A 26,439-nucleotide genomic window follows, 5' to 3' on the forward strand; every position below is an offset into this window, starting at 1 on the left:
CGTCGGCACTCACCGATGATGTCGCGCCTCCGCTGGTCAGCGCGGATAGACCACGAACTTGGGTGCGGAACCACTCGGGGACGGCGGCACGCGGTAGTGACGCAGCGTGAACTGCATCATGTCGCGGAACGCCGGGTTGGCGACCGCCGCACCCCCACCACCTGGCGCGTACACGAAGACCGCGATGACGTACCGGGGCTTCTCGGCGGGGGCCATGCCGATGAAGGAGGACACCTCGCCGGGCTGCTTCTTGCCGTCCACGAGACGCCAGCCGGTGCCGGTCTTGCCGGCGACCCGGTAGCCCGGGACCGCCGCCAGGGTGCCGGTGGCGCCCTCGACTGTGGTGACCGCCTCCAGCATGGTGCGCAGCGCCGCAGCGTTCTGCGGGCTGAGCACCGAGCGGGTGACAGGCGCGGGCGCGGGGGTGTGCTTGCCGTCCGGGCCGATCGTCTCCTTCACGAGGTGCGGCTGCACGTACGTGCCGTCGTTGGCGATGGCGGCGTACGCGGCGGCCATCTGCAACGGCGTGGCGTCGACGCTGTGCCCGATCGGCACCGACCCGCGCGACGACTCGCTCCACTCGTCGGCCGGCAGCAGCCGGCCGCTGGCCTCGCCGGGCAGGCCCTCGCCTGTGGGCTTGCCCAGCCCGAACCGCTTCTGGTAGTCGATCAGCCGGTCCCGGCCGAGCCGGTCGGCGACGGTGATCGCGCCGACGTTCGACGAGAAGGCAAGCATTCCCGGCACGCTCATCTTCCGGCCGTTGGCCGGATGGGTGTCGGAGAACCAGGTGTCACCCTTCTTGATGCTGTTGGCGATGGGCAGCGTCGTGTCCGGGGTGATCACCCCCTCCTGCAGCGCCGCGCCGTAGGTGATCGCCTTGTGCACCGAGCCGGGGTCGACCACGAAGCTGGTCGCGGCGTCCTCCCGGGCGACCGGGTCGCTCGGGACCGGCTTGGCGGCGTTGTAGGTGGGATCGCTGGCCTGGGCCCGCACCTCGCCGGTGGCCACGTCGATGATCACGGCGGCGGCGGTCGCGCCCCGCTGCCCCGCCATCCCCGCGCTGAGGATCTGCTGGGTGCGGAACTGCAGGTCACGGTCGATGGTGAGGGTCAGCGAGCTGCCCGGCTTGGCCGGGGTCGTCTTGCTGTAACCACCGGGGATCGGCGCGGCGAGGTCACCGAGGCCGGCCTCGTACACCCGCCTGCCGTCCTGCCCGGCGAGCAGGTCGTCGTAGCGTGCCTCCAACCCCTCCAGGCCGTCCATGTCCTGGCTGGTGAAGCCGATCAGGTTGGCCGCCAGATCGTCGCCGGGCACCTCCCGGCGCTCGTCGCGGTGCACCCCGATGCCCGGCAGCTCCAACGCCTGCACCTGCTTGGCCGTCGGGATCTCCACCCCGCGGGCCAGGTACTCGAAACGGGACGGGTTGCCGTTCTCCAGCTTGCGGGGCTTCATCAGCTCGGTGAGCTTGGACGCCGGAATGCCGAGCAACGGAGAGAGCGCCCTGGCGGTGGCGTCGGCGCCGATCCACCCGGCGTTGGTCCGGTCCTCGATCAGGGTCGGGTCGGCGAAGACGTACCGCGCCTCGACGCTGTGGGCCAGCGGCTCGCCCCGGAAGTCGTAGATCGCGCCGCGCGGCGCGGGCAGCTCGACCGTGCGGGTCCGGTCGGCGACGCCACCACCGGCGTACGCCGGGGTGTCGACCGCCTGCAGGAAGATCAACCGCACCCCGATGACGACGAAGAGCGCGAGGGTGAGCACGGTGCCCAGGCGCAGTCGCAGCCGCGGGTCGGCGAGCTTCGGCGGGCGCGGTGGCTTGCGCGACGGCCGGCGAGCCGCCGGTCGATCGGCGCGGCCGGGCGCGCGCGGCGTGGTGCGGCGGCGCGGCGGCGGCTCGTCGCCGGCCGGGCCGCGCGGGGCGCGCGGCGCGACGGTGCGCACGACGCCGCCCCGGCCGGCCGCCGGAGCGTCCCGGCGGCCCGAACGGGCGGCGGCACGGCCGCCGTCGAGCACCTGCAACGCCGGCCGGAACGGGTCGCCGGACCTGGTGCTGCGCGGGGTACGCCGCTGCTCGGGGGCCGCGCCGCGTGCCGGCGTGCCCTCGCGGACGGTCCGGCCCCTCGGGGTGTACGCGCGGGCGCCGGAGATGCCCCCGATGCCCGGCTCGCCGGCCCGCGACTCCTCGTCGGACGGGCCTGCCGCACGCGAAGAACCGCGCCGAGACCCCGTGGGGTCCCGGCGCGGCTCGTCCGACCTCGGTGGCACCGGTCAGCCTCCCGCGCCCTGGCTGGTGACCGACGGCTGGCCGGTCGCCGGCTTCGGCACGCCGATGGTCTTGCCGTCCGGCATCCGGATGTACGCCGGCTCACCGGCGTCCACCAGTCCCAGCCGACGCGCCTCGGCGGTCAGGTTGCCCGGCGCCTCGTACTCGGTGATCTGCTTGTCCAACTGCTGCTTCTCCAGGTCCAGCCGGGACTGCTGCTGCTGCAGCTTCTCCAGCCGGAACGCGTTCTCGTTGATCTTGGTGTTGACCGCCAGGATGCCGAGCACCCCACCGACCACAAGCACCACGATCAGCGCCGCGAACGGCGCACGCGGCACCGACACGGGCGGCGGCGGCGCCACCCGCAGCCGGGGCGAGCGGGCGGTGGCCGCGGCGCCTGCCTTCTCGGCCGGACGCAGCGCGGCGCTGCCCTGGGTCGGGAACTCGCGCGCCCCCCGGGCGCGAGTCTCCCCCTGCCGGTTGACTCGATCGATGCGTGGCGTACCGTTCCCCACGCGCGGGGCTCGCTCCGCCGCGGTCCGGCCCCCCGACCGCGGTGCGCGCTGCCCGCCGCCGGTGACGTCCCGGCGGTCGCGCTTGTCAATGTTCATGTCCCCTCCCCCTCAACATCCGTCCCTCTACCGGGCCGGCGCCCCTGATCCCCCACGGATCAGGCTGACCCCGCGCCCGGCTGGTGCATCCCCTTCACCCTGCGGCGGGACCGTTCGCGGTCGGTCCGCCCCTGCTCTGTCGCGTTCGGGTCGAGTCGTTCCGCTGCCCGCAGCCGCACCGAAGCGGCGCGCGGGTTCGCGGCGACCTCCGCCTCCCCGGGCAGTTCGGCGCCCCGGCTGAGCAGCCGGAACGTCGGACCGGACCCGGGCAGCTCAACCGGGAGGTCGATCGGGCCCTTACTGCGAACCCGGTCCGCGAGCGCCACCTTGGTGAGCCGGTCCTCCAGCGAGTGGTAGGACAGGACCACCATGCGACCGCCCACGGTCAGTGCGTCGAGCGCGGACGGCAGCGCCGTCTCCAGCGCTGCCAGCTCTCTGTTTACCTCGATCCGTAAAGCCTGAAACGTTCTCTTTGCCGGGTGTCCGCCCGTTCGTCGCGCTGGCGCCGGGATGGAGTCCCGGACCAGCTCCGCCAGCCGCGCGGACGAGGTGATCCGCGCGCGTTCCCGCTCCCGGATGATCGCCGAGGCGATCCGGCCGGCGAACTTCTCCTCGCCGTACACCCGCAGCACCCGGGCCAGATCCGGATGGGCGTACGTGTTGACCACCTCTTCGGCGGTCACCCCCCGCGTCTGGTCCATCCGCATGTCCAGAGGAGCGTCCTGGGCGTACGCGAACCCGCGGTCGGGCGCGTCCAGTTGCAGCGACGAGACACCCAGGTCGAACAGGATCCCGTCGATGCCCGGATAGCCCAGCCGCTCCAGCACCTCGGGCAGCTCGTCGTAGACGGCGTGCTCCAGGTGCACCCGGTCGGCGAACCGCGCCAGCCGGACCCGCGCGTGAGCGAGAGCCTCGGTGTCCCGGTCGAGCCCGATCAGGACCGTCTCCGGGTGTGCCTCCAGCACCGCCTCCGCGTGCCCGGCCAGGCCGAGCGTCGCGTCGACGTGCACAGTCCGGCCGCCCCGACCCAGCGCGGGGGCCAGCAGCTCGAGACACCGCTCGAGCAGCACCGGCACATGTGTGCCGCGCAACTCCCCCATGTTGACCCCCACTGGTTGAAACGTCCGTTCTTCTCGCGCGCCTGCCGTGGCGACGGCGCTGCCGTCGTACCGCCAGATCCCCATCCGCTCCCGCCCGACACCAGGCCGTCGCCCGATGACTGGATCGTGCGCCTGGCACCGGGGAAGGGGTGCCAGGAACTCGAAAGCGGCTGGAGATCTCGCAGTACGTCGGGCGCCGTTCCGCCCTACAGACCGCCGGGCAGCACCCCCTCCTCGATGTCGGCGAAGTCGTCTTCGCTCTCGGCGAGGTAGGTCTCCCAGGCGACCTTGTCCCAGATCTCCACCCGCGTGCTCGCGCCGATGACCACCAGGTCACGGTCGAGCGCGGCGTACTGCCGAAGGTGTGCCGGAATCGTCACACGGCCCTGCTTGTCCGGCACCTCGTCGTGCGCGCTGGCGAAGAAGACCCGGCTGTAGGCCCGGGCCGCCTTGTGCGTCATCGGCTGCGCGCGCAACTGCTCCGCGATCCGCTGGAACTCGGGTGTCGGAAAGACATAGAGGCAACGATCCTGCCCTTTGGTGACCACGACACCCCCCGCCAGCTCATCCCGGAACCTGGCCGGAAGGATCAACCGGCCTTTGTCGTCCAGGCGCGGAGTATGGGTGCCGAGGAACATCCGGCCCTACCCCCTCGCCCTTGAGCGGCGTTCGCGGCGCCGCTGACCCCCCGGGCCGGTGAGCCCTCCCGGCCTCACCATTGGGCCCCACCTTACTCCACTTCCCTCCACCTGCAACCAGATTCGCCCGCGTGGCGCGTCCGATCCGCCCGCAAAACCGCACGTCACAAGGGGTGGAGCGGAGTGGAGGGCTCCAGCGCCCGCCCGGCGTGGTCCGCTTTCCGACATAGATCGACTCCGTCCGGTGGAGCGCGATCCGACTACCCGCACGAATGCCACGGCCGAACGGTTCACCGTCGGCGGCGATCTGGTGAGGCGGGCGGTCCGGTAACCTCGCTCGCGTGACGGACGCGAAAATGCCCCTACGGGCCAAGGTGGCCAGCTCCGTGTCACGGACCGCCGCGGCGCTCTCCCGGGCCGCCGGCCGTGGCGACGGATCGGTGATCGGCGGATGGATCGGGCTGAAGATCGACCCGGACCTGCTGGCGCACCTGTCGGCCGGACGCGCCATCGCGCTCGTCTCCGGCACCAACGGCAAGACGACCACCACCCGATTGACCTCCGCAGCGGTCGGCGTGCTCGGCCGTGTCGCCACCAACTCCTTCGGCGCCAACATGCCGAGCGGGCACACCTCGGCGCTGGCCAAGGCCGGCAGCACCCCGTACGCGGTGCTGGAGGTCGACGAGCACTATCTCGCCCAGGTGCTGGAGTCGACCGAGCCGCACGTGGTGGCGCTGCTGAACCTCTCCCGCGACCAGCTGGACCGGGCCAAGGAGGTCGCCATGATGGCGCAGCTCTGGCGCGCGGCCCTGGTCCGGCACACAAACGTCCGGGTGGTGGCCAACGCCGACGACCCGCTGGTGGTGTGGGCCGCCACCCCGCCGGGCGACCCCGCCCGGGGCATCAACCCGCCGCACGTGACCTGGTTCAGCGCCGGCCAGCGCTGGCACGACGACTCCTGGGTCTGCCCGGAGTGCGGCTCCACGATCCAGCGCTCGGGCGAGCAGTGGTGGTGCACGGGCTGCGCGCTGCGCCGACCGGAGCCGAACTGGGTAGTCGAGGACGAGGGGGTGCTCGACCCCACCGGGGCCTGGCACAAGGTCTCCCTCCAACTGCCCGGCAAGGTCAACCTCGGCAACGCGGCGACCGCGCTGGCGGTGGCCGCCGAGTTCGGCGTACGCCCGGTCGACGCGGTGTCCCGCCTCGGCATCGTCACCTCGGTGGCCGGCCGGTACGCGCAGGTCGACAAGGACGGGCGCAACATCCGGCTGCTACTGGCCAAGAACCCGGCCAGCTGGCTGGAGGCCTTCGACATGGCCGACGAGGCGCCGACACTGCTCTCAATCAACGCGCGCGACCCCGACGGTCTGGACACCTCCTGGCTCTACGACGTCGACTTCGCCCCGCTCCGTGGCCGGCAGGTGTTGATCACCGGCGACCGGGCATACGACCTGGCGGTTCGACTGGACGTCAACGACGTCCCGTTCCAGCACGTCCGCACGTTCGACGACGCGCTCCGGTCGGTCCCGCCCGGGCGGCTGGAGGTCATCGCGAACTACACCGCGTTCCAGGACATCCGAGCGGAGTTGGACCGTGTCATCTGAGAGTCTGCGCATCGTCTGGATCTACCCCGACCTGCTGTCCACCTACGGCGACCGGGGCAACGCCCTGATCCTCGCCCGACGGGCCCGCCAGCGTGGCATGCCTGTCGAGGTGCTCGAGGTCCGCTCCGACCAGCGGCTGCCCGCGACAGCCGACATCTACCTGGTCGGCGGCGGCGAGGACGGCCCGCAGGCGTTGGGCGCCCAGCGGCTGATCGCCGACGGCGGCCTGCACCGGGCGGTCGCCCAGGGGTCTGTGGTGTTCGGCGTCTGTGCCGGTTACCAGCTGCTCGGCACCTCCTTCTTCGCCAAGGGTGTGCAGTGTCGAGGGCTGGAGCTGCTCGACCTGCAGTCCGACCGGGGCGAGAGCCGGGCCGTCGGCGAGCTGGCCGGTGAGATCGACCCCCGGCTGGGCCTGCCCCCGCTGACCGGCTTCGAGAACCACGGCGGTCGTACGCACCTCGGTCCGGAGGTCGCCCCGCTCGCCCGGGTCACCACCGGGATCGGCAACGACGGCGCCACCGAGGGCGCGTGGCGCGGCAAGCTGCTGGGCACGTATTCGCACGGCCCGGCACTGGCCCGCAACCCGGCCCTGGCCGACCTGCTGCTGCGCTGGGCCACCGGGGCACACCAGCTCCCCCCACTTGACGACACCTGGTCGGACCGGCTCCGCAACGAGCGCCGCTCCGCAGTGGCCCCCGCCCGGGCATGATCCGAGCCGTCCGGCGGCTGCTCCGGCAGCCGTCGGCCGCCCGGTTCGCCCTGCTCGTCCTGCTGATCGGCGCCTGCGGGCTGCTGCTGCTCCTGGTGCCCCGGCCGGATCCGGCGCAGCTGCCGCTGCTGGCCGACCGGCTGGGTGACTTCGCCCCGGTGGCGGCGATCCTCGGCGGGGCGCTGCTGCTTGTCGCGCTGGTGCCCCGCACCTTCCTCACGCTCGCGGCGGGCGCGATCTTCGGCCCGCTGGAGGGCGCCGCGTACGCCCTGGGCGCCGCGCTTGTCGCCGCGGCGATCGGGTTCACTGTCGGCCGGCTGCTCGGCCGGGAGTTCGTGGCCGAACGGGTCCGGGGCCGGCTGGCCCGCCTCGACGGCTGGTTCGCCCGGCAGAGCGTGTTCGGCGTGATCACCGTTCGACTGCTGCCGATCGCCGGGTTCGGGCTGGTCAGCTACGGCTACGGCACGACCGGCGCGCGGGTGCTGCCGTTCCTGGCCGGCAGCGTGATCGCCTCCGCGCCGACAGCCTTCGGCTACGCGGCGATCGGCGCGGCCGCCAGCTCACCCGGCCACATCAACTGGTACGCCGCCGCCCCGGCCAGCCTCGGCCTGATCGCCAGCCTCGTGCTCGTACACAAGTGGTGGCGCGGCGAACGACGCCGCCGCCGGATGCCGGTCTGACCGGCGCGGCACCGACGCCGACCGCGACGAGCCGGGCATAAGCCGACGCGGGCGCGGCCGACGGAGTACGCCGTTGGCACGACTGGCTACGCGCCCACCGCGGCGTCGTGGCGGCGCTGTCCGCGTGACAGCGCGGCTCGCCGGGGGCGACAGGTCCGGTGAGCGCTATGACTCAGAGGCATATATATACCTGTGAGTCATAGCGCTCACCGCAGCCTCCGCTCCCGGCGAGGTCACGCTCGGTAGCGCCCGGCCACGGGTCGCAGCGCCGGCTCTGTCAGGCGACGACCGAGACCAGCCGGCCCGGGACCACGATGACCTTGCGGGGTTCCTTGCCGGCCAGCACGGCAGCCACCGCGTCCAGCGCCGTCGCGCGGACGGTCTCCTCGGAGGCGTCGGCGGGGACCTCGACGCGGCCACGGACCTTGCCGTTGACCTGCACCGGATAGGTCACCGTCTCGGCCACCAGCAGCGCCGGGTCGGCGGTCGGGAAGTCCGCGTACGTCAGCGAGGTGTCGTGGCCCAGCTTGCGCCACAGCTCCTCGGCCACGTGCGGGGCGAACGGCGCCACCATCAGCACCAGCGGTTCGGCCACCTCGCGGGGCGTGGCCGACAGGCCGGTCAGCCCGTTGGTCAGCTGGATCAGCTTGGCGATCGCGGTGTTGAACCGGATGCCGTCCATGTCGCCACGGACCCCGTCGATCACCTTGTGCAGCAGCCGGCGGGTCGCCTCGTCGGCCGGATCCTCGGTGACCCGCAGCGCGCCTGTCTGCTCGTCGACGATCGCCCGCCAGACCCGCTGCAGGAAGCGGTACGACCCGACCACCGCCCGGGTCTCCCAGGGGCGGGACACCTCCAGCGGGCCCATCGACATCTCGTACACCCGGAAGGTGTCGGCGCCGTACGCGGCACTTATGTCGTCGGGGGTCACCACGTTCTTCAGGGACTTGCCCATCTTGCCGTACTCGCGGTTGACCGTCAGGTCACCCAGGTAGTACGCGCCGTCGCGCTCGACGACCTCCTCGGCCTGCACGTAGCTGCCGCGCGAGTCGGTGTACGCGTACGCCTGGATCATGCCCTGGTTGAACAGCTTGCGGAACGGCTCGAACGACGAGACGTGCCCCAGGTCGAACAGCACCTTGTGCCAGAACCGCGCGTACAGCAGGTGCAGCACGGCGTGCTCGGCGCCGCCGACGTACAGGTCGGTGCCCCCGCAGTCGCCCTCGCCGCGCGGACCCATCCAGTACCGCTCGTTCTCGGCGTCGACGAACCGCTCGCTGTTTGTCGGGTCCAGGTAGCGCAGCTCGTACCAGCAGGAGCCGGCCCACTGCGGCATCACGTTCGTCTCGCGGGTGTAGCGCTTCGGCCCGTCACCCAGGTCCAGCTCGACCTCGACCCAGTCGCGGCGGCGCGACAGCGGGGTCTCCGGGTTGGAGCCCGCGTCGTTCGGGTCGAACGTCTTCGGGGAGAAGTCGTCCACCTCGGGCAGCTCGACGGGCAGCATCTCCTCCGGCAGGGCGATGGCCGCGCCTGTCTCGTCGTAGACGATCGGGAACGGCTCACCCCAGTAGCGCTGCCGGGAGAACAGCCAGTCGCGCAGCCGGTAGGTCACCGCGCCGGTGCCGTGCCCGTTCGCCTCCAGCCAGGCGATGATCGCCGCCTTGGCGTCGGCGACCCCCAGCCCGTCCAGGTCCAGGCCGCGCTCGGGCGCGGCGCTGTTGATCGCCGGGCCGTCCCCGGTGTACGCCTTGCCGTCGAAGCCCTCCGCCGGCTGCACGGTACGCACGATCGGCAGCTCGAAGACCTCGGCGAACGCCCAGTCCCGCTCGTCCTGCGCCGGCACCGCCATGATCGCGCCGGTGCCGTAGCCGGCCAGCACGTAGTCCGCGATGAAGATCGGGATCTGCCCGCCGGTGACCGGGTTGGTGGCGTACGCCCCGATGAAGACGCCTGTCTTCTCCTTGCTGTCGGACTGCCGCTCGACGTCGGTCTTGGCGGCGGCGGCCTTGCGGTACGCCTCGACGGCCGCCCGGGGGCTGGCCTGTCCCCCGGTCCAGGCGTCCCGCGTGCTCTCCGGCCAGGCTGCCGGCACCAGCGCGTCGACCAGCTCGTGCTCGGGCGCCAGCACCATGTAGGTGGCCCCGAAGATGGTGTCCGGGCGGGTCGTGAACACCCGGATCGGCTCCCGCTCGGTCGGGAAGTCGATGTGCGCGCCCTGCGAGCGACCGATCCAGTTGCGCTGCATGTGCTTGATCGGCTCGGGCCAGTCCAGCGCGTCCAGGTCGTCCAGCAGCCGGTCACCGTAGGCGGTGATCCGCATCTTCCACTGCTTCAGGTTGCGCTTGAAGACCGGGAAGTTGCCCCGGTCGGAGCGGCCGTCGGCGGTGACCTCCTCGTTGGCCAGCACGGTGCCCAGCCCCGGGCACCAGTTGACCGGGGCCTGCGAGACGTACGCCAGCCGGTGGTCGTCGACGACTCCGCGGCGCTCGGCGACGCTCAGCTCGGCCCAGGGCCGGCCGTCCGGGGTGGACCTGTTACCGCCCTCGAACTCGGCGATCAGCTCGGCGATCGGCCGGGCCCTGCCGGCGTCGCGGTCGTACCAGGAGTTGAAGATCTGCAGGAAGATCCACTGCGTCCAGCGGTAGAAGTCGGTGTCGATGGTGGCCACCGAGCGGCGCTCGTCGTGCGCCAGCCCCAGCCGGCGCAGCTGGGTCTTGTACCGCTCGATGTTGGCCACGGTGGTGGTACGGGGGTGGGTTCCGGTCTGCACGGCGTACTGCTCGGCGGGCAGACCGAACGCGTCGAACCCCATCGCGTGCAGCACGTTGCGCCCGGCCATCCGCTGGTAGCGGGCGAAGCAGTCGGTGCCGATGTAGCCCAGCGGGTGACCGACGTGCAGGCCGGCGCCGGACGGGTACGGGAACATGTCCAGCACGTACAGCTTCTCCGCCCCCGCCCGGGGGTGGCCCGGGTCGGCCAGCGGCCCGGTCGGGTTCGGTGCGTGGAAGGTGCCCTCGCGCGCCCAGGTGTCCTGCCAACGGGTCTCGATCTCGTCGGCCAGGGCCGCGGTGTACCGGAACGGGGGGATGTCGCCCGCCGGTGCGGCTGCCTCACTCATCGTCTCTCCTCGCTTCGCTTCGCTTCGTCTCGGCACCGCCGGGCCGGACCGGCGGCGGGCACAAAAAAGCCCCTCGCGCAGGAGGGGCCGCCGTGCTGTCGCGCGTTCAGCGCATCAGCACGGCCCGGTAAGAAGCAGGAAGACTCCGGCCATGTCCGGCAGTGTACCGCGTTGCCGTGCGGGTCGTCGGGGGCGTGGGGTGACGGTGGGTCGATCCCCCAACTCGGCGAATATCCGTCCGTAAGCGGCGGACTACCTGCGGGGGTCGGCGATAACGACAAACATGGTTAGCCTGAGAGGCCAGTGAGAATCCTGCGGCAAACGAGGCTCGACGTCGCGAACCCAACGGCGGGTCCAGGTGCTCTCTACAGAGCTGCCGTCATGGCGACGAGGAGGAGGCCCGTGACACAACAGACCTGGGACGAGGTGGGCGGCCTGTTGCCGCACGACGAGTTCCGCGCCGCCAGCGAGGCCATCGTGGCCAACATCGAGCAGGTCATCGAGGGTAAGACCGCCACCGTGCGGCTGGCCCTGGCCGTCCTGCTCGCCGAGGGTCACCTCCTCATCGAAGACGTTCCCGGCGTCGGCAAGACCAAGCTGGCCAAGGCCCTCGCGCGGTCCATCGACTGCACGGTGCGCCGGATCCAGTTCACCCCCGACCTGCTGCCCAGCGATGTCACAGGCGTCAGCGTCTACAACCAGGAGACGCACGACTTCGAGTTCCGTCCAGGGGCGGTCTTCGCCAACCTGGTCGTCGGCGACGAGATCAACCGGGCCTCGCCGAAGACCCAGTCGGCGTTGCTCGAGTGCATGGAGGAACGGCAGGTCACCGTCGACGGCGTGACCTACCAGCTGCAGACCCCGTTCATGGTCATCGCCACCCAGAACCCGATCGAGATGGAGGGGACGTACCCGCTGCCCGAGGCGCAGCGCGACCGGTTCACCGCCCGCATCGCGATGGGTTACCCGGACTCCAACGCCGAGCTGGCCATGCTCGACGGGCACGGCGGCACCGACCCGCTGAACGAGCTGCGCGCGGTCTCCGACGCGAACATCGTCCGGCAGCTCATCGCCACCGTCCGGCAGGTGCACGTCGCGGACGCCGTCAAGCAGTACGCCATCGACCTGGTCACCGCCACTCGCGAGGCCCCCGACCTGCGGTTGGGCGCGTCCCCACGGGCGACCCTGCAACTGCTGCGCACGGCCCGTGCGGTCGCCGCGCTGGAGGGCCGCGACTACGTCCTCCCCGACGACCTGCAGGCCCTGGCGGTGCCGGTGCTCGCCCACCGGATCATCCCGACGGCCGACGCGCAGCTCGCCCGACGCACCACCGACGCGATCGTCTCCGAGCTGGTGCACCGACTGCCGTTGCCGCACGACAGGCAACGCAACCCCTACGACACCCGGCCCGCCACCGGCAACGGTCGCGCGCCCTACGAGCCGCGGAGGCCGTGACGTGCGTGCCGGGCTGCGCGGGCTGACCACCCGCGGGCGCTCGTTCCTCGCCGCCGCGATCGCGGCGGCGATCTCGGCAGTCATCCTGGGCGAGAAGGACCTGCTCCGGGTGGCCGTGCTGCTGGCCGTCCTGCCGCTGCTGGCGGCCGCCTACGTGGGTCGCAGCCGTTACAAGCTGGCCTGCAACCGGTCGCTGGACCCGCACCGGGTCTCGGTCGGGGCCAACTCCCGGGTGGTGCTGCGCCTGCAGAACCTCTCCCGGCTGCCCACCGGCACCCTGCTCCTGGAGGACCGGCTTCCCTACGCGCTGGGCAGCCGGCCACGGGTCGTGCTGGAGCGGCTCGGCGCGCACCAGGCAAGCTCCGTGGCGTACACGGTCCGCGCCGACGTGCGGGGCCGCTACGACGTGGGCCCGCTGGTCGTCCGGATGACCGACCCGTTCGGTCTCTGCGAGCTCACCCGGGCGTTTCCCAGCACCGACCACCTGACGGTCATCCCGCAGGTCACCCCGCTGCCGTCGGTCCGCCTCCCCGGGGAGTACGCGGGCAGCGGCGACAGCCGGGCGCGGTCGGTGGCGGTGCACGGCGAGGACGACGCGGCGACGCGGGAGTATCGCCGCGGCGACGACCTGCGCCGGGTGCACTGGAAGTCCACGGCACGCACCGGCGAGCTGATGGTGCGCCGGGAGGAGCAGCCCTGGGAGAGTCGGGCCACTGTCGTCCTGGACACCCGCGCGTACGGCCACCGGGGCGACGGCCCGACGGCGAGTTTCGAGTGGGCGGTCTCCGCCGCCGCCAGCATCGCCGTGCACCTGCGGCAGGCCGGCTACAAGCTCCGCCTGGTCACCGGTTCGGGGGCCGACGTGGACGCCTCGGAGGGCGGCGGCGACGGTGTGCTGCTCGACCACCTGGCCGAGGTGCGTCTGGACCAGCGGGCCGACGTGGCCGAGCTGGTGCAGCGGGTGCGGCAGCGCGCCGACGGTGGTCTGATCATCGGGCTGTTCGGCGCGGTGAGCGTCGCCGAGGCCGAGTTGCTGGCCGGGCTGCGGGGCAACGGCGCGACGTGCGTCGGTTTCCTGTTGGACAGCTCCACCTGGCTGAGCCTCCCGGAGAAGGCCCGCGCCGAGGCGGAGCACGCGCACGGCGCGGCGGTGCTCGCCATGGTGCGCAACGGCTGGCGGGTGGTCGGCGTCGACCACGGCAGCCGGCTGCCCGCGCTGTGGCCGCAGGCCGGCCGAGGATCCCAGGGCTTCGCCCTGCGCGCCGCGCTGGCCGAGACGGTGGCCGGCGGCGTGCGATGAACGGAAGGTTCCCCTCATGATCGCCAGCCGGAACACCGGCGCGGTGGCCGCCGCCGCGACACTGCTCGCCGCCGCGCCGCTGTCGGCCATCTTCCAGACCTGGACGTGGCTGATCCAGTGCGCGATAGCGGTGGCCGTGGTGGCCGGGGTCGCCGCGCTGACGCGGCTGGTGCGCGCACCGCTCTGGGGCCAGGTGCTCGGCATGCTGGCCGCCCTGTTGCTCGCGCTGACGTGGCTGTTCCCCAGCGGCAGCGAGCTGCTGACGTTCCTGCCCACGCCTGCCACTATCGGGCACTTCGCCGACCTGTTCACCGGCTCGGCGCAGGACATGCGCTCGTACGGCGTCGAGGTTCCGGACACGGACCCGCTGCTGTTCATCACCGCGCTCGGCGTCGGCGGGGTGGCCGTGCTCGTCGACGTGCTGGCGGTGGGGCTGCGCCGGCCCGCGCTGGCCGGGCTGCCGATGCTCGCGATCTACTCGGTGCCGGTCGCCGTCTACGTGGACAGCGTTCCCCCGGTGCCGTTCGTGGTGGGCGCGGCCGGTTTCCTGTGGCTGCTGGTCACCGACAACGTCGACCGGGTCCGTCGGTTCGGCAGGCGGTTCACCGGCGACGGCCGTGACGTCGACGTGTGGGAGGCGTCGCCGCTGGCCTCGGCCGGCCGTCGGCTCGCCGTGGTCGGCGTGGTGGTGGCCGTGGCGCTGCCGCTGGCGGTGCCGGGCATGACCGGTGGGCTGCTCGACACGCTCTCCGGCGGCACGGGCAACGGCAGCGGCACCGGTCGGGGCGCGGGCGGCTCGTCCGGCCGGATCGACCTGTTCGCGTCGCTCGCCGGTCAGCTCAACCAGTCCGAGGTGGCCGACCTGGTCAAGGTGACCACGTCCGAGCCGAACCCGTTCTACCTGCGCTACGCGGTGGCCGACGAGCTGCGCCCGAGTGGTTTCCAGGCCCGCAGCCCGAGTGGCCGACCGGCCAACCGGGATCTGCCGGACCCGACCGAGCGGGGCGGCCAAGGGGTGCAGCAGGTCCGCTACCGGGCGACAGTCGAGGTCACCAAGAGCCTCAACATGTCCCTCATGCCCGTGTACGCCGAGCCGGTGCACACCGAGGACCTCAACAGCAACTGGCTGTACGACCCCAGCCAGCAGGTCGTCTTCTCCAACCGGGAGAACTCCCGGGGCCGCAAGTACGCCTTCGACTACGTTCGCTCGACGTACACGCCGGCGGCGCTGCGGGCCGCTCGGCCGCTGCCCGCCGACCACCCGCTCCGCCGCCAGCTCACCGCCACCCCCGGGCCGGTGCCCGAGGTGGAGGAACTGGTCAAGGGGTTGACCCAGGGCAAGCGCACCGACTACGACCGCGTGCTCGCGATCTACCAGCACTTCTCGGCGGACAACGGGTTCAGCTACCGGCTCAGCACCGCGAGCGGCAGCAGCGGCCAGGACATCGTCAACTTCCTCACCAACAAGGTCGGCTACTGCCAGCAGTACGCCGCCGCCATGGCGTGGCTGGTTCGTTCGGCAGGCATCCCGGCCCGGGTCGCGTTCGGGTTCACCAACGGCAGCAAGCGCGACGGCGACACGTACACGCTCACCAACCTCAACCTGCACGCCTGGACCGAGGTCTTCTTCGACGGGATCGGCTGGGTGCCGTTCGACGCCACCCCGGCGTACGGCGTGCCCGGCTCCACCCGCTCGGCCTGGGCTCCGGACACTGACGCGCCCGAGCCGTCCACCCCGGAGTCGGGCGCCACGGACAGCCCGACGGGCCCGGACTCGTCGGCGGGGCCGGCCGGTCCGGACAACGCCGACCGGGACACCGACACCGGGCTCTCCCTGGGGGGCGAGACGCCTACCGAGCAGGCCCCGGTGTGGCCATGGTGGACGGCGGGCGTACTGGCCCTGTTGGCGCTGCTGGCGGTGCCGGCGCTACGTCGACTGGCGCTGCGCCGGCGGCGGGCCGGCCGCGCGGACGCCACGGTGGCCGCCGCCATCCCCGACGACGCCCGGTCGGACGACGGCGGGCGCGCGATGGTGGTCGAGGTGGACGCCGGTCGCGCTCGCGCGGACGCGCACGCCGCCTGGGCGGAGCTGCTGGACACGATGGTCGACTTCAAGGTCCGGGTGGACCAGACCGAGACGCCCCGGGCGACCGCGGACCGGCTGGTCCGCGATGTCCTCGCCGACGACAGTGCGGCGGTCGGCGCGGCGCGGCTGCTCGGCCGGGCGGAGGAGCGGGCCCGGTACGCGCGGGACCCACTGACCGGCGAACCGCTGCCGCCGGCGCTACGCGCGATCCGCGGCGCGCTCGCCACCCGGGCGGATCGATGGACCCGACTGGTCGCCGCCGTGCTGCCGCCGTCGGTGCTGCTGCGCTGGCGGATCGCCCTGGCGGACGCCTCCGGCCGCCTGGTGGCGCTTACCGGACGGATCCGCTACCGGCTGCTGCGCTGGAACCCGCGGCGGATGCTTGCCGACCGGGCGGCCCGCTGACCGACGCTTGTCGGTCTCGGGGCGACGGTCACCGGCCGTCGCCCCGAACGCTCTGCTCGACTCCAGATCGGCGATGTCGGCGGATCCGAACATCGGCCCCAGATCGGCGCACCGGAGCGGATCATCGCGCTGCCCGTCGCCGGGAGCGGGGTTGACCGGCCGGAGGGAAGCACGAGGAGGCGCGGAGCAGCCAGGCCGCGCGAAGCGGGCAGGGCTCCCTCGCGAAGCGGGAACGGCCCGCGCTGAGGATGGCGGGCGCGCGGATACGAGAGTGGTCGCCGGGAGGTTCCCGGCGACCCGCTCGTCGCGGTGTACGGCCCGCCTCAGCGGCGGGACGGGCTCAGCGGTGCCCCTCCGGGCGCTGCCGCCACCTGTCTTCCATCCGGTCCAGGATCGACCGGCGGCGACCGGACCGACCGCCGCGGGGACGGCGACGACTCGTCGTGCCACCCACCACGTGCAGGTCGGGTGACTGCGCCCGTCGGTGCGACTGCACCGCGAACGCGGCCGACGCCAGCATGACGACGAAGCCCGCCACCGCCAGCGGTGGAGTCTTGATCACCGCGCCATAGACCAGTAGAGCCAAGCCAGCGATGATCACGCCGGCAGCGACGAGCAGGCGACGCCGCGCGTGGAAGCGCGGATCGCTGGCGCGCACGGCCGAGGCGAATTTGGGGTCCTCGGCAAGCGACCGCTCGATCTGCTCGAACAGCCGCTGCTCGTGCTCCGAGAGCGGCACGGCACTCCTCCCCGGTCACGTTGGTCGGGCCCACTCGGGCCGACAGACCGTGGCAGCCAACCGGCTGCTTACCCGCAAGTCTACGAGGGGGGTCGCGCGTCGGAAAGCGGGACGACCTACGGGTGGGGTGGATTTTCCTTTCGATGGGCGTCACGGTCGCCCATCAGACTGGCCGGACCTATGACGGACCGCCCGAATCGGGCAGCGGCGGCGTCCGCGGCAGCTTCCGCCTCCCGCCAGCCGCGCTCGGGCGCGCCGAGGGTGAGCTGTCGGGGTGCGCCCTGTGCCGGGGCGAGCCCCTCCACCCGGACACCGACGAGTCGGATCCGCTCGCCCGGGTCCAGCGCGGTGTAGAGCGCCCAGACCGTGTCGAACATCTCGCGGGCCGTGTCGGTGGGCACGCCGAGGGTGCGGGAGCGGTTGACGGTGCGGAAGTCGGCAAGCCGCACCTTGAGGGTGACAGTGCGCCCGACCTGGCCGGAGCCCCGCAGCCGGACGCCCACCTTCGCGCTGAGCGCGAGCAGGGCGCGGCGGATCTCCGCCGGGTCGGCCACGTCGACGTCGAAGGTCACCTCGGCGCCTATCGACTTGTCGACCTGCTCGGGGCTGACCCGCCGCGGGTCACGGCCCCAGGCCAGCTCGTGCAGGTGCGCCGCGGACGCCGCGCCCACCGCCCGGCGGAGCATGCCCACCGGGGCCTCGGCGAGGTCGCCGACGGTCGCCAGGCCGAGCCGGCGCAGCGCCTCGGCGGCGCGCTCCCCCACTCCCCACAGGGCGTCCACCGGAAGCGGGTGCAGGAAGTCGAGGACCTGGCCCGGCGGCACGACCAACAGGCCGTCGGGTTTCGCCCGGGTGGAGCCCAGCTTGGCCACGAACTTGCTCGGCGCCACCCCGACCGAGCAGGTCAGCTCCTGCTCGTCGGCGACCCGACGCCGGATCAGCCGGGCGATCGTCGCCGGGGAGCCGAACAGTCTGCGGGCGCCTGTCACGTCGAGGAACGCCTCGTCGAGCGAGAGCGGCTCGACAAGCGGGGTGACGTCCCGGAAGATCTGCATGACCGCCCGGGACGCGGGCGTGTACGCGGTGAAGTCCGGAGGCAGGTACACCGCGTGGGGGCAGCGGGCGCGGGCCTGGCTGGTCGGCATCGCGCTGCGGACGCCGTACCGGCGGGCCTCGTAGCTGGCCGAGCTCACCACGCCGCGCGGCCCCACGCCCCCCACGATGACCGGCTTACCGCGCAGCTCCGGGCGGCGGCGCACCTCGACGGCGGCGAAGAAGGCGTCCATGTCGACGTGCAGGATCGGGCTTGCGGAATCATCGGCGTCCGGCCCGAAGCGCGGATCGTCGCCCCGGGGCAACGACTGGCTGCGGCCCATCCCGGCAGGTTAACCCGGGGGTACGACAACACCACCGGCCGACCGGCCGGACCGCGTGCCGCTCAGCCCCGGACGACAAGCAGCGGCACGGTCAGCTCGGCGGCCGTGTCCGCCCCGTGGTACGCCACCAGCTTCGACGCCATCGGCCGCTCGGTGCGGCTGGCCATGACGGCGTACGTGTCGTTGCAGGTCACCACCACGTCGCCGATCCGTTCCAGGTGCTCCTCGGACACCGGCCCGAACCAGCCGGTGGCCACCGTCTCCGCCCGGGTCCGCACCCGGGCCGCGTCGCCGAGCACCCCCGACCAGACGGCCACCACGTCGTCGACAGCGCCCGGCTCGACGTGCAGGTAGCGCACCCGGGCCTCGCCGGCCACGACCCGGACCCCGTCGCGCAGCCGTGGATCGGTGTCCAGGTCGAAGCGGTGCTCCAGGGGCACGTCGAGCTGCCCGTGGTCGGCGGTGACCAGCAGCGCCGCGTCCGGCGGCAGCCCGTCGACAAGGCGGGCGAGAAGGCTGTCCACCTCGGTGGCGGCGACCCGCCAGGGCGCCGAGTCGACTCCGCTGAGGTGCCCGTGCCGGTCCAGATCGGGGTGGTAGCCGGAGACCAGGGTCGGCCCCGGGCCTGCGGACAGCGCGGCAAGCATGGTGGCGGCCACCTCGTCGACGCCGGCGGCGCCCCGGAAGTCGCCGCCCCGGTTGGCGGCCACTGTCAACCCGCTGCCGCCGAACTCCGGCCGGCTCACCACGCTCACCGCCACCCCTGCCGCGCGGGCCCGTTGGAGCTGCGTGGGCACCGGCTGCCAGCGCAGCGGCGACGGGTCGGCGGCCCAGTCGGTGTGGGTGAGCACCCGGTCGGTGCCGGGCACCCGCACGGTGAAGCCGAGCACCCCGTGCGCGCCGGGCGCGACACCGGTGCCCAGCGTCACCAGGCTCGTCGGGGTGGTGGACGGGAAACCGGCGATCAGCGGCCGACCCGCGGTCGCGGCCAGCCCGGCGAGCGTCGGCGCGTGCGGCGCGGCGGTCGGCACCTGGTACCAGCCGAGCCCGTCGACAAGCAGCACGGCGATCCGGCGTACCCCGTCCAGGGCGGGCACGAGCCCGAGCGGGTCGGTCGACCCGGGCACGCCCAGCACGGCGAGCGCGCTGGGCAGCACGTCGGCGAGCCGGTCCCCGCTGTCCGCCGGGCCGAGGACGGCCAGCGGTGGCGGCGCACCACCCGGCGCGACGGTCATGCCGGCCGGCGGGCGAACAGGTGCAGTTGGGCGGCCAGGTCCCGGTACGGGGACTGCGCGGCCAGCGCCAGTTCCAGCTCGACCAGGGACGCGGACTGCCCGTCGGCGACCGCGGCAGGCAACAGGTCGGCAAGCACGCGTACCCCGTGGATCTCCTCGACCTCCAGCCCGGCGGCGGTGAGCAGCGCGGCGGCGCCGGGGGCGTCGTAGCGGCGGCGCAGCGTGTCGCGCGGCCCGGCGGTGCCGGCCGGGTCGGCGGCAAGCGCCGCCGCGACCTCCAGGTGACCGTTCATGGCACGGCCCAGCACGGCGGCGGCCCGCCCCGCGACCAGGACGCTCGCCGCGCCGCCGGGGCGCAGCGCGGTGGCCAGCGCGGCGACCACAGGCGTGGGGTCGTCGACGACCTCCAGGACGGCGTGGCAGAGCACCAGGTCGACGCCTGCCGGCTCGACGAGCCCGGCCAGGGCGTCGCCGTCGCCCTGCACGGCCACGATCCGGTCGGCGACCCCGGCCTCGGCGGCCCGCCGGGTGAGCGCCGCGAGGGCGTCCGGGCTCGCGTCGACGACTGTGACCCGGTGCCCGGCGCGGGCCAGCGGAACGGCGAACCCGCCGGTGCCGCCGCCCACGTCCAGCACCGTCAGCTCGGCGTCGCCGCGCCGGTCCAGCTCGGCGCGCAGCACCGACCAGAGCACTGCGGTACGGGGGGTCGGCGGCGGCCCGGCGAACGGGCCTCGGGTCTGCTCCACCCGGTCGAGCCTAGTGGTCAGGACTCGGCGCCCTCGACCGCATCCTCGGCCCGGGATCGACGCTCGTTGGCCACCGGGCCGTTCGTCACCTCGTACTCGCGGGGGTCGGTGAGGTGTGACGGCATCCAGCCGGCGCCCAGCCGGGTCCGTCGGGCGTTGGCGATTCCACCACCGGCGTACGTGTGGTTCCCCAGCACTGTCATTCCCCCTTACGGATCACGGGCCGCTCTGCCCGTTCAGCACGAGTCTCCCGCTCGGAGGCGTCGAAAACCGTAATGTGGATCACTGTCTCAGCGGAAGTCACGGGAGGCGGGACGGACCGGCGGCTCGATCGCGTCCAGCCGATCGGCGACCAGGTTCGTCACCCCCTCGTGCCGCTGCAGTCGCCCCCGAACCACGAGCGCGGCGCTGGTCCGCGCCACCCGCCGGTAGCGCTGCCACAACCCCGGCGAGCAGGTGACGTTGAGCATCCCGGTCTCGTCCTCCAGGTTGAGGAAGGTGACCCCGCCCGCGGTCGCCGGGCGCTGCCGGTGGGTGACGATGCCGCCGACCCGGATCCGTTGGCCGGGCTCCACCCGACCGAGCCGGGCGATCGGCACCGCCCCGAGCACGTCGAGCTGACCCCGGATGAAGCGGGCCGGATGGCTCTCCGGCGACAGCCCGGTGGCCCACACGTCGGCGACCAGCCGATCCACCGCCTCCATGCCGGGCAGCGTGGGCGCCGCCGCGCCGGTCACCGTGCCGGGCAGCCGGCCCGGTCGGTCCTGGGCCGCCGCGCCGGCGGCCCAGAGCGCCTCCCGCCGGGTCAGCCCGAAACAGGCGAAGGCGTCCGCGGTGGCCAGCGCCTCCAACTGCGCGGCGGTGAGACCGACCCGCCGGGCCAGATCAGGCATGTCGCGGTACGCCCCGCCGGCCGTCCGCTCGGCCTCGATCCGCTCGGCCACCTCGGCGCCGAGGGTACGCACGCTGGACAGCCCCAGTCGGACGGCCGGACCGCCCAGCCCCCAGGCGTGCGGCGGCTCCTCCGGCCCGCTGCCCCACCGGGTGTCCGGGGTGGACTCCAGCACCGCCAGAGCCCCGCTGGCGTTGATGTCCGGGCGGCGGACCTCCACCCCGTGCCGGCGGGCGTCGTCGACAAGGGTCTGCGGCGAGTAGAAGCCCATCGGTTGGGCGTTGAGCAGCGCCGCCAGGAACGGCGCCGGGTGGTAGCGCTTGAGCCAGGAGCTGGCGTACACCAGGTAGGCGAAGCTCATCGCGTGGCTCTCCGGGAAGCCGTAGCTGGCGAACGCGGTGAGCTTGCGGTAGACGTCGTCGGCCAGCTCGCCGGTGATGCCCCGCTCGGCCATCCCGACGTAGAGCCGGTCGGCGATGCGGGTCATCCGCTCGACCGACCGTTTCGCGCCCATCGCCCGGCGCAACTGGTCGGCCTCGGCCGCGTCGAAGCCGGCCAGGTCGATGGCGAGCTGCATCAACTGCTCCTGGAACAGCGGCACACCCAGGGTCTTCTCCAGCGCGTTGCGCATCAGTGGGTGGGCGAAGGTCACCGGCTCCTGGCCGTTCTTGCGCCGGATGAACGGGTGCACCGAGCCGCCCTGGATCGGACCGGGTCGGATCAGCGCCACCTCGACCACCAGGTCGTAGAACTCGCGGGGCTTGAGCCGGGGCAGGGTGGCCATCTGGGCGCGACTCTCCACCTGGAACACCCCGACGGAGTCGGCCCGGCAGAGCATGTCGTAGACCTCCGGGTCGTCCAGGGTCATGTCACCCAGGTCGAGGCTCGCACCGATCATGTCGTAGCCGTAGTGCAGCGCGGAGAGCATGCCGAGCCCGAGCAGGTCGAACTTCACCAGGCCGACGGCGGCGCAGTCGTCCTTGTCCCACTGGAGCACGCTGCGGCCGGGCATCCGCCCCCACTCCACCGGGCAGACCTCGATCACCGGCCGGTCGCAGATCACCATGCCGCCGGAGTGGATGCCCAGGTGCCGGGGGAACGTCTGCAGCTCGTTCGCGTACTCCACCACCTGCTCCGGGATGCCCTCGACGTCGACAGTGGCGACCGAGCCCCACCTGTCGATCTGCTTGCTCCAGGCGTCCTGCTGACCGGGTGAGAAGCCGAACGCCTTGGCCACGTCCCGTACCGCCGACCGGGGCCGGTAGGAGATGACGTTGGCGACCTGCGCGGCGTGCTCCCGGCCGTAGCGGGTGTAGACGTGCTGGATCACCTCCTCCCGACGGTCGGACTCGATGTCCACGTCGATGTCCGGTGGGCCGTCCCGTTCCGGGGCGAGGAACCGCTCGAAGAGCAGCCGGTGCCGGACGGCGTCCACGTTCGTGATGCGCAGCGCGTAGCAGACCGCCGAGTTGGCCGCCGAACCCCGGCCCTGGCAGTAGATGTCCTGCTCGCGGCAGAAACTGACGATGTCGTAGACCACCAGGAAGTAGCCGGGGAAGCCCAGCTCCTCGATCATGTTCAGCTCGTGGTCGAGCTGCGCGTACGCCGTCGGGTGCGCCTGCGGCGGCCCGTAGCGCTCGTGCGCGCCGTCGGCGGTCAGCTTGCGCAGCCAGCTCATCTCGGTGTGCCCCGGCGGCACCGGGTACGCCGGCAGTTGCGGCGCGACCAGTTGCAGGTCGAAGGCCAACTCGGCGCCGAACTCGGCGGCCCGGGCCACCGCGCCCGGGTACGCGGCGAACCGGGCCGCCATCTCCGCGCCACTGCGCAGGTGGGCGGTGGCCGCCGCGGGCAGCCAGCCGTCGATCTCGTCGAGGCTGCGCCGGGCCCGCACCGCGGCGACTGTGGTGGCCAGCCGACGCCGGCCAGGGCTGGCGTAGTGCACGTTGTTGCTGGCCACCGTCGGCAACCCGGCCGCGGCGGCCAGCTCGGCGAGCGCGTCGTTGCGGTCGGCGTCGATCGGATGCCCGTGGTCGGTCAGCTCCACCGCCACCGTCTCCGCGCCGAAGAGCGCGGTCAGCCGGTCCAGCTCGCGGGCCGCCGCGTCCACCCCCTCGGTGAGCAGCGCCCCCGGCACGTGCCCCTTGCGGCAGCCGGTCAGCACCAGCACGTGGTCCTTCAGCTCGGCGGCGACCTCCTCCAGCTCCCCGTAGACCGGGCGGCCCTTCTCCCCTCCGCGTAGCTGGGCGCGGGCGATGGTGGTGGCCAGCCGCGCGTACCCCTCGTGGCCGTGCGCGAGCACCAGCAGGTGCGCGCCGTGCGGGTCGGGCTCACCGTTCTGCGGGCCGGGCAACCCGAGGGACAGCTCCGCGCCGAAGATGGTCGGCAGGCCCAGCGTACGAGCCGCCTCGGCGAAGCGGACCACCCCGTAGAAGCCGTCGTGGTCGGTGACGGCGAGCGCGGTGAGCCCCAACCGGGCCGCCTCCTCGGCCAGTTCCTCCGGGTGACTGGCGCCGTCGAGGAAGCTGAAGTTGGTGTGCGCGTGCAGCTCCGCGTAGGGCACCACGCCGTCGGGGCGGGTCAGCTCCGGCGGCTGGTACTGCTCGCGCCGACGACTCCAGGCCGGAGAGTCCCCACCGTCGGCGTCCACGGCGAGCGGATCCACCACGTGCAGGTGCCGCTCGCCCCTGCTTCCCCGGTCGCCACCTGCCCGGGTGCCGCCGGCCCGGCCGGAGAGCACCCGCTCCAGCTCCGACCAGGGCATCTTCGGGTTGTGGAAGCTCATCCGGCCACTCCGGCCACTCCGGCCACTCCGGCCACTCGGGCCACTCGGGCCGGCCTGGCGGCGATGGCACGACCGACCAGCCACCGGGCAGCACGCGACCCCGCCGGCGGCGAAGGGCGCGGTGAGCGGTATGACTCACAGTCATAAATATGACTCCCAGTCATATCGCTCATCGGGACATCCGCTCCCCAACCACCGCCGAACCGGCCACCGCCGAACCGGCCACCGCCGAACCGGCCACCGCCGATCATGGACCGACCTGGCTCAGTCATAGATCGCCTCCACCAGCCACTGCCCGGACTCCACGGCGAGCAGCAGAGCGGTGCCGTCGGCGAGGCTGACCTGGAACCGGGCCCGGCGGCGGGCCTCGGCCGGCGCCCACCAGCGCTCGTCCACCGGCCACGGCCCGGCCCAGCCCACGATCTCCGCCGGCCGGCCGGTGCCGACCACCAGGCGGGCGGGAACAGCGCTCACCGCCAACCGCGCGCTGATCACCACCGGCTCGCCGGCGGCGTCGTGCACGGTCGCGGCGAGCGGGCTGGGCAGCACCACCGCGGGCGCGGGCGGCGGCAACCGGCCCGGCCACGGCGGAACTCCCCCACCGCGGTCAGCGGGCCGACCGGCACCGCCAGCCCGGTCACCGCCGGTGGCCGGGTCGGTGCCGGCAACGGCCGGCGGGCCGGGCCGAACGGGGAGCCGCTCGTCGCCCCACGGCACCAGGCGCACCTGGTCGGCCGGGGAACGCCCACCGCCGAGCACCGCCGTGACCACCGCTTCCGGGCCGAGGATGCCCTGCACCCGACTCAATGCCCGGTGCGCCCGTTCCCGCTCCTCGCCCGTCTCCCCCCAGAGGCCGGTCTGCAGGCCGGCCTGGGCGAGCACCCCGTCCGGGATCAGCCGCAGCCGGATGATGCCGGCCGTCGGCCGGGCCGGTCGGGCACCGGCGCGGCCGTTGCTGCCGGAGAGCCAGCCGTCGAGCTGCCAGCGCACCCGGTCGGCGATGGCGGCGGCGGTGAGCAGACCGTCGTGCCGCCACACCCGGTGCAGCTCCTGCCCGTGCTCGGTGACCGCCTCGATGCCGAGCCGGGTGCAGGCCAGCCCGTACCCGGCGAGCCGGTCGTGCAACTGCTCGGCCAGCGCGCGGCCGGCGAACGCCGCCGCGTCGACCCGGTCGATCGGCTCGTCGTACGTGGAGGTCACCGTCAGGTCGGCCGGCGGCTGCCGGACGGCGAGCGGGCGGTGGTCCCGGCCGGCGGCCAGCCGGTGGGCCAGCGCGCCGTCGAACCCGAACCGGGCCAGCACGTCGCCGGCCGGTAGCGCGGCGAAGTCGCCGAGGGTCCGCACCCCCAGCCGGCGCAGCAGATCGGCCAGCGCGGACCGGCCGAGCGCCTCGACCGGCATCCCGGCCAGGAACGCCTGTGTTCCACCCGGCTCCACCACCCGGCCGGCGCGGGCGGCCAACCCCGCGGCGAACACCCCGTCGGCGATGCCCACCTGGCTCTCCACCAGGCAGGACTGGGCGACGTGCTCGATGAGCCGCTCGGCGGCCGCCTCCTCGCCACCGAGGTAGCGACTCGGACCCCGGGCGGCAACCGCACAGGCGCCCGGACGGACAACCTCGACGCCGGCGACAAGTTCCTCAAGCGCGGCGACCACCGGCTCGAACGCCCGGGCGTCCCGGCCGGGGTCGTACTCCACGACGGTGAGCTGCGGGCAACGGCCCTGCGCCTCCCGCTTGCGCAGCCCTCGACGTACGCCCTCGGCGCGGGCCCGCTCGGAGCAGGCGACCACCCGGTTGGCGTGCAGCACGGCGACCGGACCGGTGGCCGGCACGCCGTCGACGATCTCGGCGGCGAGCACCGGCCAGTCCGGGCACCAGAGCAGCAGGGTCCGGATCGGAGAGTCGGTCACCCCGACCCGACCAGGGCGAGCGGCACGGACGGACGGCCCACGGTCGACCGCGCCGCCCGGGGAATGACCCGGGTGAGCTCGGCGCCGGGGAGCCAGACCTTGATCTCCTTGGGGCGGGCGGCTGCTCCCCGCCCGCGCGCCGAGACGGTGACCTCCCGGCGACGCAGCCGCCCCCGGCCCTGGCCGAGCCCCTCCCAGACGCCACGAACCACCTGCAACGTCACGTCCGCGCCGTCCCACCGGCCGTACGGAACGAGCACGCTGCCGCGCTGCCGGGCCCGCGCGGCCAGCCGGGTGGCGACCGAGGCGGAGACCGCGGCGGGCACCGCGGTGACCACGACGTCCACCCCGTCGATCAGCGCGGCGACCACGGTGGCCCACTCGGGGCCGGGATTCGGCACCAGGGCCAGCCGGTCCAGGGCGATGCCCAGCTCGGCTGCCGCACCCGCGCCGAACGTCGGCACTCCGACCACGGCACACCACGAACCGGCCCGGGACGCCTCGGCCAGCAGGGCCAGCACCAGCGAGGTGCCGCCACTGCGTCGGGGTTGACCGGCGGCGACCGCGATCGTGCTGCCGCGACGCAGGCCCCGGTTGGGCAACAGACCGGTCAGCTCGGGCGTCACCGGTAGCACCCGCTGGCCGCCGACCGGATCGGGTGCGCTCGCCGGGCGTACCAGATCGGCCAGTGCGGCGGAACCGACCACCATGCGGCCCGCCATGGGACCAACCCCCCGTCATTGCTGTGAAACAGATCAGGACCGACGCACCGTGACGCCGGCCGCCCGGCTT

At 73.4% G+C, this 26,439-nt stretch carries 19 protein-coding genes; 6 read left to right on the forward strand and 13 right to left on the reverse strand.

From position 1 onward, the window contains the following. Positions 1-36: 36 nt before the first annotated feature. The 4 genes from OOJ91_RS10870 to mraZ all read right to left on the reverse strand — a co-directional run bounded on the left by OOJ91_RS10870 (position 37) and on the right by mraZ (position 4,609). Complete coding sequence (locus OOJ91_RS10870) at positions 37-2,262, reverse strand: penicillin-binding transpeptidase domain-containing protein (protein WP_266244483.1); 2,226 nt, start codon at positions 2,260-2,262, stop codon at positions 37-39. 3 nt (positions 2,263-2,265) lie between these two features. Then, positions 2,266-2,871 carry a hypothetical protein gene (locus OOJ91_RS10875; RefSeq protein WP_266244484.1) on the reverse strand — a complete coding sequence of 202 codons (606 nt, stop codon included), beginning with the start codon at positions 2,869-2,871 and terminating at the stop codon, positions 2,266-2,268. Between the two features lie 59 nt (positions 2,872-2,930). Beyond that, positions 2,931-3,971: a 16S rRNA (cytosine(1402)-N(4))-methyltransferase RsmH gene (gene rsmH / locus OOJ91_RS10880; protein ID WP_266245364.1), complete on the reverse strand. Its 1,041-nt coding sequence runs from the start codon at positions 3,969-3,971 to the stop codon at positions 2,931-2,933. Positions 3,972-4,177: 206 nt separating this feature from the next. Further along, positions 4,178-4,609, reverse strand: coding sequence for a division/cell wall cluster transcriptional repressor MraZ (gene mraZ, locus OOJ91_RS10885; RefSeq protein WP_007463034.1), 432 nt, complete (start codon positions 4,607-4,609; stop codon positions 4,178-4,180). Between the two features lie 356 nt (positions 4,610-4,965). Here mraZ and OOJ91_RS10890 point away from each other — a divergent pair, with 356 nt between their 5' ends. From OOJ91_RS10890 to OOJ91_RS10900, 3 genes are read left to right on the forward strand one after another with little or no spacing between them, the layout of a single operon-like run. Further along, a complete protein-coding gene (locus OOJ91_RS10890) occupies positions 4,966-6,213 on the forward strand; it encodes a MurT ligase domain-containing protein (protein WP_266245367.1) in 1,248 nt (415 codons plus the stop codon). Next, a complete protein-coding gene (locus OOJ91_RS10895; protein WP_266244485.1) occupies positions 6,203-6,922 on the forward strand; it encodes a type 1 glutamine amidotransferase in 720 nt (239 codons plus the stop codon). The genes OOJ91_RS10890 and OOJ91_RS10895 overlap by 11 nt, the downstream gene beginning before the upstream one ends. After that, a complete protein-coding gene (locus OOJ91_RS10900; RefSeq protein ID WP_266244486.1) occupies positions 6,919-7,602 on the forward strand; it encodes a TVP38/TMEM64 family protein in 684 nt (227 codons plus the stop codon). The genes OOJ91_RS10895 and OOJ91_RS10900 overlap by 4 nt, the downstream gene beginning before the upstream one ends. A 277-nt stretch (positions 7,603-7,879) precedes the next feature. Here OOJ91_RS10900 and leuS read toward each other — a convergent pair whose 3' ends face one another. Further along, positions 7,880-10,720, reverse strand: a complete 2,841-nt coding sequence (gene leuS / locus OOJ91_RS10905) for a leucine--tRNA ligase (RefSeq protein ID WP_266244487.1) — start codon at positions 10,718-10,720, stop codon at positions 7,880-7,882. A gap of 402 nt (positions 10,721-11,122) precedes the next feature. Between leuS and OOJ91_RS10910 the strand changes: the two genes are divergently transcribed. From OOJ91_RS10910 to OOJ91_RS10920, 3 genes are read left to right on the forward strand one after another with little or no spacing between them, the layout of a single operon-like run. Further along, complete coding sequence (locus OOJ91_RS10910) at positions 11,123-12,175, forward strand: AAA family ATPase (protein ID WP_266244488.1); 1,053 nt, start codon at positions 11,123-11,125, stop codon at positions 12,173-12,175. Position 12,176: 1 nt separating this feature from the next. Then, positions 12,177-13,475, forward strand: a complete 1,299-nt coding sequence (locus tag OOJ91_RS10915; RefSeq protein WP_266244489.1) for a DUF58 domain-containing protein — start codon at positions 12,177-12,179, stop codon at positions 13,473-13,475. Between the two features lie 16 nt (positions 13,476-13,491). After that, complete coding sequence (locus tag OOJ91_RS10920; protein WP_266244490.1) at positions 13,492-15,966, forward strand: transglutaminase family protein; 2,475 nt, start codon at positions 13,492-13,494, stop codon at positions 15,964-15,966. Positions 15,967-16,306: 340 nt separating this feature from the next. On the opposite strand, the gene OOJ91_RS10925 is transcribed toward OOJ91_RS10920, so the two are convergent. The 8 genes from OOJ91_RS10925 to OOJ91_RS10960 form a co-directional block, all read right to left on the reverse strand. Next, positions 16,307-16,705 carry a DUF3040 domain-containing protein gene (locus OOJ91_RS10925; protein WP_007463044.1) on the reverse strand — a complete coding sequence of 133 codons (399 nt, stop codon included), beginning with the start codon at positions 16,703-16,705 and terminating at the stop codon, positions 16,307-16,309. Between the two features lie 116 nt (positions 16,706-16,821). Beyond that, positions 16,822-18,081: a DNA polymerase IV gene (locus tag OOJ91_RS10930; protein WP_266244491.1), complete on the reverse strand. Its 1,260-nt coding sequence runs from the start codon at positions 18,079-18,081 to the stop codon at positions 16,822-16,824. A gap of 62 nt (positions 18,082-18,143) precedes the next feature. Beyond that, positions 18,144-19,316 (reverse strand): alkaline phosphatase family protein, encoded by a 1,173-nt coding sequence (locus tag OOJ91_RS10935; RefSeq protein ID WP_323178450.1) that lies wholly within the window; start codon positions 19,314-19,316, stop codon positions 18,144-18,146. Beyond that, a complete protein-coding gene (locus tag OOJ91_RS10940) occupies positions 19,313-20,083 on the reverse strand; it encodes a methyltransferase domain-containing protein (RefSeq protein WP_266245369.1) in 771 nt (256 codons plus the stop codon). The genes OOJ91_RS10935 and OOJ91_RS10940 overlap by 4 nt, the downstream gene beginning before the upstream one ends. Then, positions 20,080-20,259 (reverse strand): hypothetical protein, encoded by a 180-nt coding sequence (locus OOJ91_RS10945; RefSeq protein ID WP_439117061.1) that lies wholly within the window; start codon positions 20,257-20,259, stop codon positions 20,080-20,082. Before OOJ91_RS10945 ends, OOJ91_RS10940 begins: the two co-directional genes overlap by 4 nt. A gap of 93 nt (positions 20,260-20,352) precedes the next feature. Next, positions 20,353-23,736, reverse strand: coding sequence for an error-prone DNA polymerase (locus tag OOJ91_RS10950; protein ID WP_266244493.1), 3,384 nt, complete (start codon positions 23,734-23,736; stop codon positions 20,353-20,355). A 264-nt stretch (positions 23,737-24,000) separates the two neighbouring features. Beyond that, positions 24,001-25,647: a DNA polymerase Y family protein gene (locus OOJ91_RS10955; RefSeq protein ID WP_266244494.1), complete on the reverse strand. Its 1,647-nt coding sequence runs from the start codon at positions 25,645-25,647 to the stop codon at positions 24,001-24,003. Further along, positions 25,644-26,369, reverse strand: a complete 726-nt coding sequence (locus OOJ91_RS10960; RefSeq protein ID WP_266244495.1) for a hypothetical protein — start codon at positions 26,367-26,369, stop codon at positions 25,644-25,646. Before OOJ91_RS10960 ends, OOJ91_RS10955 begins: the two co-directional genes overlap by 4 nt. Between the last annotated feature and the right edge of the window lie 70 nt (positions 26,370-26,439).

Source organism: Micromonospora lupini (genome assembly GCF_026342015.1).
Classification (GTDB): Bacteria; Actinomycetota; Actinomycetes; order Mycobacteriales; family Micromonosporaceae; genus Micromonospora; species Micromonospora lupini_B.